Below are 15357 nucleotides of genomic sequence, written 5' to 3' on the forward strand. Positions count from 1 at the left end.
CGACCCGCGCCAGGGTATCGTGCACGTGGTTGGCCCTGAGCAGGGCGCAACGCTACCGGGCATGACCGTGGTGTGCGGCGACTCCCATACTGCCACTCATGGTGCCTTTGGCGCATTGGCTCACGGTATCGGTACATCGGAAGTTGAGCACGTGATGGCAACTCAGTGCTTGCTGGCGCAAAAGATGAAGAATATGCAGGTGCGTGTCGAAGGCGAGCTAGGTCTAGGCGTGACTGCTAAAGACGTTGTGTTAGCGATAATCGGCCAAATCGGCACTGCTGGCGGTACTGGCTATGCGATTGAGTTTGCCGGCAGCGCTATTGCCTCGCTCTCTATGGAAGGCCGCATGACCGTTTGTAATATGGCTATTGAAGCGGGTGCCCGAGTGGGTTTGATTGCCGTAGACGACACCACGATTGATTACCTTGGCAAGCGCCCCTTCGCCCCTACCGCCGAGCAGTGGGAAGCGGCCGTGGCGGATTGGCGCAATCTGGTTTCTGATGACGATGCGCAATTCGACAAGGTCGTTACCCTGAAAGCTGAAGAGATCGAACCGCAGGTGAGCTGGGGCACCAGCCCTGAGATGGTCACCGGTATTTCTGGCCAGGTGCCTGATCCATTCGCCGCGCAGGATGAAACCGTTCAACGCAGCCATACTCGCGCGCTGGAATATATGGGGCTGCACGCTAACCAGAAAATCACTGATATCAAGTTGGATAAGATCTTTATTGGTTCCTGCACTAACTCCCGTATCGAAGATCTGCGTGAAGCTGCCAAAGTCGCCAGAGGCAAAAAAGTGGCTGACTCAATCAAACTGGCTATGGTGGTGCCAGGGTCTGGTCTGGTGAAGCGCCAAGCGGAAGCTGAAGGTTTGGATAAAATCTTTATTGAAGCAGGTTTTGAGTGGCGCGAGCCGGGCTGCTCTATGTGTTTGGCCATGAACGCGGACAAGCTGGGTGCGGGCGAACATTGCGCCTCAACGTCTAACCGCAACTTTGAAGGCCGCCAGGGCTACGGTGGCCGCACTCACTTGGTCAGCCCCGCCATGGCGGCTGCAGCGGCGATTGCCGGTCATTTTGTCGATGTTCGCAGCTTGCCTGCTAACGATGCCACTCACGCTCAGGAGGCCTAAGCCATGAAAAAATTTACCCGTTTTGAAGGTGTGGTCGCGCCGCTTGATCGCGCTAACGTCGACACTGATTTGATTATTCCAAAGCAATTTTTGAAATCGATCAAACGCACCGGCTTTGGCGTTAACCTGTTTGATGAATTACGTTATCTAGATGAGGGGCAGCCAGGGCAGGACTGTTCGCAGCGCCCGCTGAACCCTGACTTTGTGCTCAATCAACCTCGCTTTAAAGGCGCTGAAGTGCTGCTTGCACGGCGCAATTTCGGCTGCGGCAGTTCTCGCGAGCATGCGCCTTGGGCACTGGAAGATTTCGGTTTTAAAGTAGTGATTGCGCCCAGCTTTGCCGATATCTTTTATAACAACTCGTTCAAGAACGGCATTTTGTTGATCACCTTCGAAGAGGATGTGGTGGATCGTCTGTTTGTCGAGCTGGACGCCAATGAAGGCTATCAGTTGGATGTAGACTTAGAAAACCAGCGTGTCGTTACGCCCAGCGGCGAGGTTTTAGCGTTTGAAGTGGATGATTTCCGCAAACACTGCTTGCTGGAAGGGTTGGACGATATTGGCCTGACGCTAAAAGACGAAGACGCTATTCGCGCCTTTGAACAGAAGCATAAAGCTGCCCGCCCCTGGTTGTTCCGTCAGTCAGCCTGAAAACTTTTAATTATTCTCAATAAATTTGATAGCTCTTTGCAGCCCCATTGCAAGGGGCAAAGCGACCAAAGTCGCTCGATGACACTTTAAGGATTCAGCATGACTCATAAGGTACTACTGCTGCCGGGTGACGGTATTGGCCCTGAGATTGCCGCTCAGGCAGCTCGTTTATTAAAAGCGTGTCAAGAAGCAGGGTTGGATATTGAAGTAGAAGAGGCCCTGGTGGGCGGTTCTGCCTACGACGTTCACGGCGACCCGCTGCCCGCAGAAACGCTGGCTAAAGCCAAAGCGGCCAGCGCTATTCTGCTAGCCGCAGTGGGGGGGCCAAAGTGGGATAAAATTGAAGATCTCTCTAAGCGTCCTGAAAAAGGCTTATTAGGGCTGCGTAAAAACCTTGGTTTGTTTGGCAACCTGCGCCCGGCCATGCTTTATCCGCAGCTAGCTAGCGCCTCTAGTCTGAAGCCTGAGCTGGTCGCTGGGCTTGATATTATGATTGTGCGCGAGCTCACCGGCGGTATTTACTTTGGCCAGCCTCGTGGCATTGAAGTGCGCAATGGCGAACGCGTGGGCTTTAATACCTATATTTATTCTGAAAGAGAGATTGAGCGTATCGGTCGCGTGGCGTTTGAAATGGCCCAAAAGCGTGGCAAGAAGCTGTGCTCGGTCGATAAAGCCAATGTGCTGGAAGTGACGATTTTATGGCGCGAAGTGATGGAGCGCCTGGCGCCGGAGTATCCGGACGTTGAGCTTTCGCACATGTACGTCGATAACGCAGCCATGCAGTTGGTCCGCGCGCCTAAGCAGTTTGACGTTGTTGTTACCGGCAATATGTTCGGCGATATTCTTTCTGATGCCGCCGCGATGCTCACCGGCTCTATCGGCATGCTCCCTTCGGCGTCGTTAAATGAGAGCGGGCAGGGCATGTTTGAGCCTTGCCACGGCAGCGCGCCGGATATCGCTGGCCAGAATATTGCCAACCCGCTGGCGATGATGCTGTCGGTTGCCATGATGCTGCGCTATTCGCTCGATGAAACCGCGATGGCAGAGCGCATAGAAGCCGCCGTAGGCAGCGTGCTGGATGATGGCTTGCGCACGGCGGATATTGCTTCTGACGGCATGCAAACCATTGGCACCGAGGCAATGGGTGATGCGGTACTCGCCGCGTTTGCCAAGCAGTAAAGTAACGACTGCCTTAAGGGCTTGTCGCAGAGACAGCCCTTAGCCACCCTGCTGGTTCCAAAATTACCCTGACGATTTGTGTATAATGCAAGGACTCATTCTTTGCAGGAGGACTTCATATGTTGAAAGTCGGTTTCGTGGGATGGCGCGGCATGGTTGGCTCGGTGCTGATGCAACGCATGCAAGATGATGGTGATTTTAACGGCATAGAGCCGGTTTTCTTTACCACTTCCCAGGTTGGCCAGCCCGGCCCCGACATCGGTGTAGAGGTACCTTCACTGAAAGATGCTTTTGATATCGAGGCGCTTAAAGCGCTGGATGTCATTGTGACGTGCCAGGGCGGTGACTACACCAAACCTGTCTATAAAGATCTACGTAGCGCTGGCTGGAAAGGCTACTGGATTGATGCCGCTAGCACGCTGCGCATGGAAGATGAAGCAACTATCGTACTGGATCCGGTTAACCGCAAGGTGATCGATGACCAGCTTGCCAAAGGTGCTAAAACCTTTGTTGGCGGTAACTGTACCGTCAGCCTCATGCTTATGGGGTTGGGCGGTTTGTTTGAAGCCGATATGGTTGAGTGGATGACGTCCATGACGTACCAAGCTGCGTCAGGCTCCGGTGCTAAGCATATGCGCGAGTTGCTCAGTCAAATGGGGCAGCTTCACGCAAGCGTTGGCGATGAGCTGAAGAATACTTCCAGCGCGATTTTAGATATCGACCGTAAAGTAACGGCGGCGATGCGCAGCGGTGATTTCCCGACCGATAACTTTGGCGCACCGCTTGCAGGCAGCCTATTGCCGTGGATCGACACTAAGTTGGATAACGGACAGAGTCGTGAGGAGTGGAAGGGCAGCGTTGAGACCAACAAGATTTTGGGCCTCGACAATAACCCGATTCCCATTGACGGCCTGTGTGTGCGTATTGGCGCGATGCGCTCGCATAGCCAAGCCTTCACGATCAAGCTTAAGCAAGACGTGCCGCTGGATGAGATTGAAGACCGCATCGCTAAGCACAACGAATGGGTCAAATTGATTCCTAATGATAAAGACGCCACCGTTGCTGGGCTAACGCCTGCCGCCGCTACGGGTACGCTACAAGTGCCGGTAGGGCGTCTGCGTAAGCTGCAGATGGGCGGGGAGTATCTGTCCGCGTTTAGCGTTGGCGATCAACTACTGTGGGGCGCCGCTGAGCCGCTTAAGCGTATGCTTAAGATTTTACGCGAGCAGTAATTGATTGCGGTTGTACATCGGTCTAAACGGGAAGCTGCTTGCAGCTTCCCGTTTTTTTTCGTGGCAACAATGCTCACGAATGGGAAACAAACCAATATTTAGTTAAGTTATGGGGAGGGGCCGTACCATCAAGTTTAGTTGGTGGGAATAATAAAGTAATACGCTAGGGAGCTTTATGAAACAAATACGCGCATGGGCTGTGTGTGTCTCACTGAGCTTGGTGAGTCCTCTCGCCATTGCCGTTGAACTGGGATATCCGAACGTCAGTTCTTATTTAAATGAGCCGTTGAAGGCTTCTATGCCACTGCTTGGAAACAGTGATTACCCGTTGGAAGATATTAGCGTTAGGGTTGCCAATCAGGCTGAATTTGCGGCTGCAGGGCTTGAGTGGGAGCCGTTTGCCGCTAACGTGATTGCCCAGGTTCAGGAACGACAGGGCCGCCGCCAGGTATATTTAAGTTCGCAGCAGACCATGAAGGAGCCTTGGCTTGAGCTACTGCTCACGTTGCAGTACCCAGGCGGGTCGCATACCCGCGATGTTACGCTGCTCTTTGATCCGCAAGATTACGCCCAGCGTGAGGCCGTAAATAATCTCCCTAGCGATGGACCGCCGCGCTTGTATATCAATCGCGGCGACACGCTATGGAGCGTTGCCGAGCTAACTAAGCCGGTCAATGCTAGTGTTCAGCAGATGATGGCAGCGCTTGTTGACGCTAATCCTAATGTTTTTCCATCAGGTAATGCTAACGAGATGCGAGCAGGCCAAACGCTGCGCGTGCCGAATGAAGAGCTCGTAATGGCACGCTCAGGTGTGGACATGCCGAATGCCCCAGCAGACTCTATTCAATCTCTGCAGACAAGCGAGACGGATCTTTCCAGCGGTGCTGCTAATGCCCATGCTTTGAGAGTAGGCCAACCCGCGCCGATTGAAGAAGACATTGAGCCGCCTGACGCCCTATTCCCCGCCGGGCTGGCCGAGCAACTGCGCTTAAACCAGGCGGTGCTTCAACAGATGCGTGACGAGCGTGGACTAATGCGCACAGAGTTAAGTGAGCTGCGCAGTGATATTGCCTCACTGGCGGAAGCGCTCAGCGATTTGCTCTCTAGCCAAGCGGTTGCTGCGGATCAATCTCCTGTGCGACCCGCTGCCAGTACGCGCGAGGGGCAGCGTGCTAACACTTTCATCGCGGATTACCAGTGGCCGCTTGGGCTAACGGCCATCGTTCTACTGGGTGTGTTATTGATCTGGCGGCGTAAGCATCAAGATGAGACCTGGAACGACGCGGCTATGGCGGAGGCCACGATAAAGCCCGCTGTCTCACCTACGTTAACGCCCGGGCCAGATAGTATGGCAGGCGTGCCTGCCTCGCAGCAGAAGGTCGATGATGATCGCAATAGACGCCCACTAGGAGAGCATGAAAAGGGTGAAAGCCCCGAAAATTCCGATCACTGGCTGGTTGATTATCATCCGCCTAACGAGCAGTTTGCTTCGCAGCGTGTAACTGATGCCGAGACGCCGGCTAATCGTGCCCCTGGCTCAATCGAGGCGTCGTGGGAAATTGAAGAAGTGGCATTCAAGCCAGTTGATAACCGCTGACGAGGGCGCTTAAGGCTTGATATAGGGAACTGCTGCCAGAATACGGCGTCTGAAATTCGCATCTCGCGTGCAGCTGAGAGGTCTCAGGTCGGAAGTGCTGCGAATTGTTTGTCTACATACAAAGGATAGGTGTTCATGGATCGTAGAAGTGTGCTCAAGAGCGCATTGGCGCTTGCGGCATGGTGTGGCTTGCCTTCAGCTCCTCTGTTCGCCGCGGCCAGCGCCTCTAGTCGTATCGCAGATGGTGACTCACAAGCTTTCAGTTTCGACTGGCTTCAGGACTATGCCCGCGACCTCGCCGCCAAACCCTATCAGAGCACTGTCCAGCAGTTGCCGCCGACGCTGAGCAATCTCACGCCGCAGCGCTACAACGAAATCGGCTACGATCCCAGTCACTCTCTCTGGAATCAGATGAATGGCCCGCTCGACGTGCAGTTCTTCCACGTGGGGATGGCATTCGACCAGCCGGTGCGGATGTATTCGGTGGACCCTGAGACCAGCCAGGCGAGAGAGATTCACTTTCGCCCCGATCTGTTCAACTATTCGGGCGCTCACGTCGATGTCTCGCAGCTCGAAGGACAGGGTGAGCTGGGCTTTGCAGGCTTTCGGGTGTTTAAGGAGCCTTCACTGACCGAGCGCGATATCGTGTCTTTCCTCGGCGCCAGTTACTTCCGCGCGGTCGATGACACTTATCAGTACGGCATCTCTGCCCGCGGTATTGCCGTCAATACCTACACCGATAAAGCCAACGAACAGTTTCCGGCGTTTACTCGCTTCTGGTTCGAAACACCGGAAGTCGGCGCCACGACCTTCGTGGCCCATGCGTTGCTTGACTCTCCAAGCCTAGCTGGCGCCTACCGTTTCGTCATCCATTGTGAAGATGACCGAGTGGTGATGGAGATCGACAAGCATCTCTTTCCGCGAGAATCGGTTGCCCAGCTCGGGCTGTCGCCGATGACCAGCATGTTTAGCTGCGGTACCCAGCAGCGCGACATGTGCCTGACTTTCCACCCACAGATCCACGACTCCGATCGTCTCTCGATCTGGCGCGGCAATGGCGAGTGGATCTGCCGGCCCCTGAATAACCCGCCACGTTTGCAGTTCAACTCGTTCAGCGATAACAGCCCCAAGGGCTTTGGCTTGCTGCAAACTGACCACGAGTTCGACAGCTACGAAGATATCGTGGGCAACTATCACAACCGCCCCAGTCTCTGGGTAGAACCTCTGGGCGACTGGGGGCGAGGTGAAATTCAGTTGCTTGAAATCCCCACTTCCGGTGAGACCATGGACAACATCGTGGCCTTTTGGAAGCCGGAAGCAGCGGTAGAGGCGGGGCAGGCACTGCACTACGCCTACAAACTTCACTGGAGTGCGTTCCCGCCAGTTCAGAGCGACCTGGCGCGGGTCCGCAAAACGTTTACCGGTATCGGTGGTTTCCCCGAGGGCTGGGCACCGGGTGAGCACTTCCCGGACGTCTGGGCTCAGCGCATCGCTATCGATTTTGTCGGTGGTAGTGTTAAGCACTTCCATGACAACGAGATTGGGCTGCAGACCCACCTCGACGTACCCGACGGCGAGGTCAAGAATATTCAGATTTTTTGGGTAGATGACTTCGAGGGCTTCCGTATTCAGTTCGATTGGTATCCCACCAGCGACGCTTTAGACCCGCTCGACATGCGCTTGACGCTAAGCGCCGAGGGCGTAACCATCAGTGAGACCTGGGTCTATCAATACTTCCCGCCGATGCCGGAAGACCGCCAGTTCCCGGAGAGAGTCCCAGCACGCTGAGGTTGAATTCATCCCGAGCGTCAGAACGGCAACAATAGTCGCTGCTAAAAAGCTGCGCAGGCAGGTTGAGGAAGAGTGAGCAATTGAAGAGGTGGCATTCAAGCCGCGAGGCCGGGATAATAGCGAACCTTCACAATCTTTAAAATGACGTGGCTTGATGACGCTGTCCTATCACTTCGATGAGAAAATTCCGCTTACTGGCCGTTTGGCAATGGGTATTGAATACGACGGTACCCATTACTGCGGTTTTCAGCGCCTAAAGCATGCAGCTTCCGTTCAGGCGTCGTTAGAAGGCGCGCTGAGCAAGGTGGCCAATGAGCCGATCCAGATTCACGCCAGCGGGCGCACCGACTCCGGGGTGCATGCCACGCGTCAAGTCGTGCATTTTGACCCGCCGGTAGGGCGCTCAGAAAAAGCCTGGATATTTGGTGTCAATACCCATCTGCCTCGAGATATTGCCGTGCGCTGGGTAAAGCCTGTGGGGGATGACTTTCACTCGCGCCTATGCGCGCTTGGCCGTCGTTACCGCTACGTGTTGCTAAATCAAATCAGCCGTCCGGTGCTAGAGCGGGCTAATGTGACCTGGTGCCGTGACGCGCTAGATGCAGGCGCCATGCATCGTGCCGCCCAGGCGCTGGTGGGCGAACATGATTTTTCCAGCTTTCGAGCCGCTGGCTGTCAGTCTAAAACGCCCTGGCGGCATATGCATTTTATCGATGTCAAACGCTATGGCCAGCTCGTGATGATCGATATTCAAGGCAACGCATTTTTGCATCACATGATTCGTAACATTGCCGGCGCGCTGGTTAGCGTTGGACGCGGTGCGAAAAGCGAGGCCTATATTGGCGAGCTGTTAGCGCTGCAGAATCGCCGTAAGGGTGACGTTACCGCGCCAGCTTGCGGGCTGCATTTTGTCGATTCCGTTTATGATGAGCGGTTTGACTTGCCTAAAGAACCGCTGGGGCCGCATCTTCTTTCGTTTACCGGCGAGTGGACCGGCGAGCGTGAATTGCCGGATACGCCGCGCGTTGCCTATCGCCGCAGCCGCTCGCTAAACGGTGTGGCTGGCTCTGAACAGGAGACGTCGTTTTGAGTGCTGATCCATTAACGCGCACGCGCATCAAGTTTTGCGGTTTTACCCGTTCAGATGATATCGATAGCGCCGTCGCGCTCGGCGTGGATGCAGTAGGCTTCGTTATGTGGCCAAAAAGTAAGCGCAGTGTGGACGTTGAACAACTGGCCGAACTGTCTGCCCGCGTTCCTGCTTTTGTAACCCGCGTTGGGCTGTTTGTGGATCAGTCAACTGAGTTGATTGAGCAGTGTTTGCCGCATCTTGATTTGCTCCAGTTCCATGGTGACGAAATTCCTGAAACGTGTCAGCAATATGGGATGGCGTGGATGAAAGCATTACGTATGCGTGATGAAATAGACTTGGCGCAACAAGCTGAACGCTACCACCAGGCACAGGCACTGCTTTTAGATGCCTATCGTCCAGGGACGCCGGGCGGTACTGGAGAGACCTTCGATTGGTCGAGAATCCCCGCAAATCTTACAAAACCTGTTATCCTCGCCGGTGGGTTGACGCCAGATAATATTGCCGAGGCTGTGCGTCAAGTTATGCCCTATGCAGTTGATGTGTCAGGGGGTATTGAGGCCGCCTACGGCTGTAAGGATGCTGCCAAAATGGCTGCTTTTGTTCGCCATGTGGCGTTAGCCGACACACGCTAGCCTATGTTTATCGAGCTACGTTTTACGTTGATCCATTTATTGTTTGCCTGTTCTGGCGATCTTGTGAGGTATCTCTGTGACCGTTTCTGCGACTGGTGTTTCTAAAACTGTACTTGAAACGAAGTTCAGCGAGCTAACCCAAATGCCGGATGCCCGTGGTCATTTTGGCCCCTACGGCGGTCGGTTTGTGTCTGAAACCCTCAGCTTTGCGTTGGAGGAGTTGGAGAAAACGTACATAAGTTTACGTGAAGACCCCGACTTCCAAGCCGAATTTGACTATGACCTTGCTCACTACGTTGGCCGTCCTTCACCGCTTTATCATGCCAAGCGCTGGTCGGAGAGCCTGGGCGGTGCGCAGATTTGGTTGAAGCGGGAAGACTTGAATCACACCGGTGCTCACAAGGTCAATAATACGATTGGCCAGGCGCTGCTAGCTAAGAAAACGGGCAAGCCGCGTATTATCGCCGAAACGGGAGCCGGCCAGCATGGCGTTGCTTCTGCTACCGTGGCTGCTCGCTTAGGGCTTGAGTGCGATGTTTATATGGGCGCTGAAGACGTAGAGCGCCAGAAGTTGAATGTTTACCGCATGCGCCTGCTGGGTGCCCGCGTGATTCCGGTAGAGTCCGGCACTCGCACGCTTAAAGATGCTATGAACGAAGCGCTGCGTGACTGGGTAACTAACGTCGATAACACCTTCTATATCATCGGAACCGTGGCCGGCCCGCACCCTTATCCACTGCTGGTGCGTGATTTCAATTCGGTGGTAGGGCGCGAGGCGCGCCGCCAATCCCTTGAGCAGATTGGCCGCCTACCTGATGCACTGATTGCCTGTGTTGGCGGTGGTTCTAACGCTATGGGGCTTTTCTACCCATTTGTGGAAGACGACGCGGTGGCTATGTATGGCGTTGAAGCTGGTGGAGATGGCGTTGAAACTGGTCGCCATGCGGCGCCTCTCACAACGAACGCGCCACGGGGCGTTCTGCACGGCAACCGTACTTATTTGATGTCCGATGAAGCAGGCCAGGTATCCGATACTCACTCTATTTCGGCGGGCCTTGATTACCCCGGAGTAGGCCCTGAGCACGCGCTATGGAAGGACGTCGGGCGGGTTAGCTACGTAGCGGCCAATGATAAAGAAGTGCTGGAAGCATTTCGCGAGCTAACGCATATGGAAGGTATCATGCCCGCCCTCGAGTCGGCACATGCACTCGCCCATGCAAAAGTTTTGGCACCGACCATGCGCCCTGACCAGCATATTATCGTTAATCTTTCCGGTCGCGGCGATAAAGACATCATGACGGTTGCCAAGATTGATGGCATAGAATTTTAAGAATCAGTCATTTTGAGCGCAGCTTTTTTAAGGGTAAGCATGAACCGTATTGATCAGCGTTTCAGTGAACTTAAACAGCAGGGCCGTAAGGCTCTAATCCCTTACATTACCGCCGGGGATCCAGCGCCGCAGTATACCGTGGGCTTTATGCATGCACTGGTGGATGCGGGCGCCGATATTATTGAACTTGGCGTGCCATTTTCTGATCCTATGGCCGACGGCCCTGTGATTCAAAAAGCCTGTGAGCGTGCATTGAAGAAAGGAACGCGGCTGGTTGATTTAATGCAGATGGTCAAAGAATTTCGCCAAGCGGATACCACCACGCCAGTGGTGCTGATGGGCTATTTGAATCCCATTGAGCGCATTGGCTATGAAAGTTTTGCCGATCAAGCCGCTGCTGTTGGCGTAGACGGCATTCTGATTGTCGATATGCCCCCGGAAGAAGCGGATGAAATTGGGCCATTGCTAAAGTCTCGTAACTTAGCCGCAATTTTTCTCGTTGCGCCTACCACTTCTAACGAACGTGCCGCTACAATATGCGCCCATGGTAATGGCTACTTGTACTATGTTTCGCTGAAAGGCGTGACGGGTGCCGCCACTCTGAACGCAGACGATGTAGCTGAGCATTTGGCGCCGCTGCGTGGGATGACCGATTTGCCACTATGCGTTGGCTTTGGTATTCGTGATGGCGGGACCGCAGCCGAAGTGGCTAAAGTCGCTGATGGCGTGATTGTTGGTAGTGCCTTGGTTAATCGCATTGCTGAAAGTTTGGATGTCCCGGAAACTATCGCGGGCCAGTTGAAAAGTGTATTAGCAGAAATGCGCACGGCGATGGATGCCTAGAGCAAAACGCTTTATCGCCTATACTGAATAGATTAATGACACTCATCAAGCTTGGTTTTGCCAAGCGTTGACGTAAAACGGAAGCCTTTTTGATATGAGCTGGTTAGACAAGATCGTTCCCTCAATGGGTCGTATCCAGCGTAAAGACCGTCGCGCTAGCGTGCCCGACGGCCTCTGGCGTAAATGTCCCAAGTGCGAAGCGGTTCTCTACCTCCCTGAGTTAGAGAAACACAATAGCGTGTGTCCCAAGTGCGATCACCATTTGCGCTTAACGGCACGCAAGCGCTTGGACTGGTTCTTGGATAAGGACGGACGCGAAGAGATTGCAACTGATCTTGAACCGAATGATCGACTGAAGTTTCGCGATTCTAAAAAGTACAAGGATCGCCTGACCGCAGCGCAAAAAGACACCGGTGAGAAAGATGCCCTGGTGGCGATGCGCGGTGAGTTAGACGGTCTGCCGGTGATTGCCGTCGCGTTCGAGTTTACCTTTATGGGTGGCTCGATGGGGGCGGTCGTCGGCGAGAAGTTTGTTCGTGCTGCCACGTTAGCGCTTAACGAGAATATTCCGCTGGTATGTTTTGCGGCCTCCGGTGGTGCGCGCATGCAGGAAGCGCTCTTTTCACTGATGCAGATGGCAAAAACATCGGCGGCGCTTGAAAGGCTTAAGCAGGCGGGCGTGCCGTATATCTCGGTACTGACAGACCCCGTGTTTGGTGGTGTTTCGGCGTCTCTTGCGATGCTGGGTGATTTGAATATTGCTGAACCCAATGCCCTGATTGGCTTTGCGGGACCTCGCGTTATAGAACAGACGGTGCGCGAAACGCTACCGGAAGGTTTCCAGCGCAGCGAGTTTTTACTTGATCACGGCACGGTAGACATGATTGTTCATCGTCATGAGATGCGCGCCCGCGTGGGTAGTGTTTTGCGTAAGCTAACGCATCACGATGCAGCGCCAGTAACTGTCAATGTAGATGATGAGGCGGGCGTTTCTGAGCCAACCGTTGAGGACGCTGTTTTGGCGGACGATGCAGAAGCAACGCTGAATAAGCTCGATACGGCTAAGAGTGACGACCATTCGCGCAATGCCTGATTCTGATGCCTTGCCGCCATTGCCTTCAGGGCGACCGTCTTTAGAGCAGCTGTCTTTAGAACGGTTGTCTTTAGAGCAGTGGCTTCAGCATCTGGAAACGCTGCATCCGGTCGGCATAGATATGGGCCTGGAGCGGGTGTCGCAGGTAGCTAATCGTATGGGGCTGCTTTCTCGTCCCATTGCCTCCTGCGTTATTACCGTCGCGGGTACCAATGGCAAGGGGTCAACCCTGACCATGATCGATAGTGTAGCCCGCGCTCACGGTCAGCGGGTGGGTACGTATACCTCACCCCATTTACTGCGCTATAACGAACGCGTCAAAATCGCCGGCCAGGAGGCCGATGATCAACTGCTGATAGAGGGTTTTGAGCACGTTGAACGGGCGCGTTTACAAGAGCCTGAAATAAGCCTGACGTATTTTGAAGCGGGCACGCTATGTGGATTATGGTGTTTGGCCCGTGCAGAGCTGGATCTCGCCGTGCTGGAAGTAGGGCTGGGTGGCCGGCTTGATGCGGTCAATATTATTGATGCGGATGTGGCGGTTGTGACCACGATCGCCCAGGATCATGCGAATTTTCTGGGTACCGATATAGCCCGGATTGGACGTGAAAAAGCAGGCATTTTTCGTGCCGCACGCCCAGCATTGCTTGGTAGCTTAACATTGCCCGAAAGCGTTGCTGAATACGCGCACACGCTGGCAGCCCCCGTATTTCGATTAGGCCAACATTTCCAGCATGACGGCTTTGCCAGCGGGCTTAAAACGTGGCGCTGGCAGGGCCAGCAAGCAGATGAGACGGGCATCGTGCTGGATCGATTGCCTGATCCCGGGCTGCCGATTGATAATGCCGCCACGGCTTTACAGGCGCTTGCGCTCACTGGACTTACGCTTGAGCAAGACCGCGTGCAGAAGGCGCTGAGTAGCGTCATCCTAGCAGGACGCATGCAGTGGGTGGGTCAGTGGTGCTTGGATGTCGGACATAACCCTCACGCTGCGGAATATATCGCCAACTACTTGCCGCTTCCGCCGGGCAATGGCCGGCAGTGGTGTCTTATTGGCATGTTGAATGATAAAGATATCGACGGTGTTATACAGGCATTGTCGGCCCGTATAACTGACTGGGTGTGTGTGACCCTAGCGGGAGAGCGTGGCTGCCAAGCCAAAGCGTTGTATCAACGAATAAATGCACAGGGAGGGCGGGTACATTTTTGCGCTGACACGCCGCAAGCAGGCGCTGATTGGTTGGCGAAGGTGTTAACGCTCAATGATCGTGTCTTGGCCACCGGGTCGTTCTTTACTGTAGCGGCTTTGTTAGCTAGGCCACTGCCAACAGGCGCAGTGTCGCTTGATGGAGACGAAAATGAAATACGGTAAAACGGAACGTATCAGCGGAATTGTGATTTTACTCGCGCTGCTGGCGATTTTTGTGCCATGGCTAATGAGTGACCCCGCGCCCAGGGAAGAACGCCCGCAGCCGAGCTTTGTGATTGAAAAGCCGACTGAAGTAGAACGTCGCGATGTGCCTGCGCCTGAGCGACCTGCAACCGTTAACGAGCCTTCATTATCGTCAACGCCTAGCAGTGCGAATAGTGACGGCTACATACCCATTGATGTTAGTCCTCGCACGCCACAAACTGATCAAGCTGAAACTGCAAGCCCAGCGCCCAGCGGCTCTGATGCGGCTACGCCCGATAACGACCCTATCGCTGATTTAATGGCTACTAATAACAGCGGCAGTAATTCAGGCAGTGGCAGCAGTGGTAGTAATAGTACTAGCAATACCGCGTCACAGAGCTCATCCAGCCCATCCAGCCCATCCGCTAGCTCCCAAGGGCAGTGGGCGGTGCAAGTTGGCAGCTTTGGAGAAGCAGCAAATGCCCGGCGCCTGGGTGAGCAGCTTTCCGGCGAAGGTTTTACCGTCTATCAGCGTGAGCGGGATAACAACATGACGACTGTTTTTGTGGGTCCTTATGCGACCTCGGAAGATGGTGACGCTGCCATGACATCGATTAAAGAGCGCGCCAATGTCCAAGGGCTGCTTGTGCGAGTAAGAGACTAACAATGGCATTAACATGGATTGATGCCGTTTTTTTGGCCGTGCTAGCGCTTTCGATGCTGGCAGGTTTTGTAAGAGGGTTTGTTCGTGAAGCGCTAGGCTTGGCCGCTTGGGTTGTGGCCCTGATGGTGGCAAGAGTGCTGGCCGAGCCGGTTGCCGAGCTAATGAGCGGGTTTATTGAAAGCTTTGACGCGCGCTTGGTTCTGGCCTTTGCGTTAGTGATTTTCGCGGTTATTTTGCTTTGCGGCATTGTTATTCGTTTGGTGCATGCTGCGGTTGAGTGGGTTGGCATGGGTTTGTTAAACCGCGTCGCGGGCGCCGCTTTTGGCGTGGCGCGAGGGGCGGTTATCCTGCTGGTGGCGACGGTGCTGATCACGCTAACTCCGCTTTCAGAGTTGCAGGCTTGGCAACAGGCTGAGCTGCGCCCGACCTTTATTCAGCTGCGCGACTGGGCGGTTAGCCAATTAGATCAGTGGGATCGTGAATTGCCTGAAGCGCCAGCGTCGTTACGTGATATTTCTTTACCCGACCTGCGCCTCCGCGAAGGCGTTTGAGGGTTAAGGCTCGCCGCGAGCGCTTGTAGATAAGTAGATAAGTTAGCCCGACAGGTGATTGACCTGTTACTGAAGTCGATTCTTCGAACGTACGGGCTTGCCTAGGTAAGTGACTTAGGCGAAGCCATGGCATTAAGCGAGGTAACGTGAATGTGCGGTATAGTGGGCCTTCTGGG

Annotated in this window: 14 protein-coding genes; all 14 read left to right on the forward strand. The window is 54.4% G+C overall.

From position 1 onward, the window contains the following. A partial coding sequence (leuC, locus tag ACTH5D_RS14125; protein WP_441672321.1) for a 3-isopropylmalate dehydratase large subunit occupies window positions 1–1132 on the forward strand: 1132 nt, incomplete at its 5' end. Between the two features lie 3 nt (window positions 1133–1135). Continuing rightward, a complete protein-coding gene (gene leuD, locus ACTH5D_RS14130; protein WP_441672323.1) occupies window positions 1136–1783 on the forward strand; it encodes a 3-isopropylmalate dehydratase small subunit in 648 nt (215 codons plus the stop codon). A gap of 99 nt (window positions 1784–1882) precedes the next feature. Then, on the forward strand, window positions 1883–2962 hold the full coding sequence (gene leuB, locus ACTH5D_RS14135; protein ID WP_441672325.1) for a 3-isopropylmalate dehydrogenase: 1080 nt from the start codon (window positions 1883–1885) through the stop codon (window positions 2960–2962). A 119-nt stretch (window positions 2963–3081) separates the two neighbouring features. Then, complete coding sequence (gene asd / locus ACTH5D_RS14140; RefSeq protein ID WP_441672327.1) at window positions 3082–4194, forward strand: aspartate-semialdehyde dehydrogenase; 1113 nt, start codon at window positions 3082–3084, stop codon at window positions 4192–4194. A 175-nt stretch (window positions 4195–4369) separates the two neighbouring features. Further along, window positions 4370–5791: a type IV pilus assembly protein FimV gene (locus ACTH5D_RS14145; RefSeq protein ID WP_441672329.1), complete on the forward strand. Its 1422-nt coding sequence runs from the start codon at window positions 4370–4372 to the stop codon at window positions 5789–5791. A gap of 135 nt (window positions 5792–5926) precedes the next feature. After that, window positions 5927–7579 (forward strand): glucan biosynthesis protein, encoded by a 1653-nt coding sequence (locus tag ACTH5D_RS14150; protein WP_441672331.1) that lies wholly within the window; start codon window positions 5927–5929, stop codon window positions 7577–7579. 157 nt (window positions 7580–7736) lie between these two features. Continuing rightward, complete coding sequence (truA, locus tag ACTH5D_RS14155; RefSeq protein ID WP_441672333.1) at window positions 7737–8672, forward strand: tRNA pseudouridine(38-40) synthase TruA; 936 nt, start codon at window positions 7737–7739, stop codon at window positions 8670–8672. Further along, window positions 8669–9307 carry a phosphoribosylanthranilate isomerase gene (locus tag ACTH5D_RS14160; RefSeq protein ID WP_441672335.1) on the forward strand — a complete coding sequence of 213 codons (639 nt, stop codon included), beginning with the start codon at window positions 8669–8671 and terminating at the stop codon, window positions 9305–9307. The genes truA and ACTH5D_RS14160 overlap by 4 nt, the downstream gene beginning before the upstream one ends. Before the next feature lie 76 nt (window positions 9308–9383). Then, on the forward strand, window positions 9384–10637 hold the full coding sequence (gene trpB / locus ACTH5D_RS14165; protein ID WP_441672337.1) for a tryptophan synthase subunit beta: 1254 nt from the start codon (window positions 9384–9386) through the stop codon (window positions 10635–10637). A 39-nt stretch (window positions 10638–10676) separates the two neighbouring features. Continuing rightward, on the forward strand, window positions 10677–11480 hold the full coding sequence (gene trpA, locus ACTH5D_RS14170) for a tryptophan synthase subunit alpha (RefSeq protein WP_441672339.1): 804 nt from the start codon (window positions 10677–10679) through the stop codon (window positions 11478–11480). 94 nt (window positions 11481–11574) lie between these two features. Further along, window positions 11575–12573 carry an acetyl-CoA carboxylase, carboxyltransferase subunit beta gene (gene accD / locus ACTH5D_RS14175; protein WP_441672341.1) on the forward strand — a complete coding sequence of 333 codons (999 nt, stop codon included), beginning with the start codon at window positions 11575–11577 and terminating at the stop codon, window positions 12571–12573. Further along, entirely contained in the window at window positions 12566–13945 is a 1380-nt protein-coding gene (gene folC / locus ACTH5D_RS14180; protein ID WP_441672343.1) for a bifunctional tetrahydrofolate synthase/dihydrofolate synthase, read from the forward strand. The genes accD and folC overlap by 8 nt, the downstream gene beginning before the upstream one ends. Next, a complete protein-coding gene (locus ACTH5D_RS14185; protein WP_441672345.1) occupies window positions 13932–14630 on the forward strand; it encodes an SPOR domain-containing protein in 699 nt (232 codons plus the stop codon). Before folC ends, ACTH5D_RS14185 begins: the two co-directional genes overlap by 14 nt. A 2-nt stretch (window positions 14631–14632) precedes the next feature. Beyond that, window positions 14633–15181: a CvpA family protein gene (locus ACTH5D_RS14190; RefSeq protein WP_235039503.1), complete on the forward strand. Its 549-nt coding sequence runs from the start codon at window positions 14633–14635 to the stop codon at window positions 15179–15181. Window positions 15182–15357: the final 176 nt, after the last annotated feature.

The organism is Halomonas sp. (genome assembly GCF_052095695.1).
Classification (GTDB): domain Bacteria; phylum Pseudomonadota; class Gammaproteobacteria; order Pseudomonadales; family Halomonadaceae; genus Vreelandella.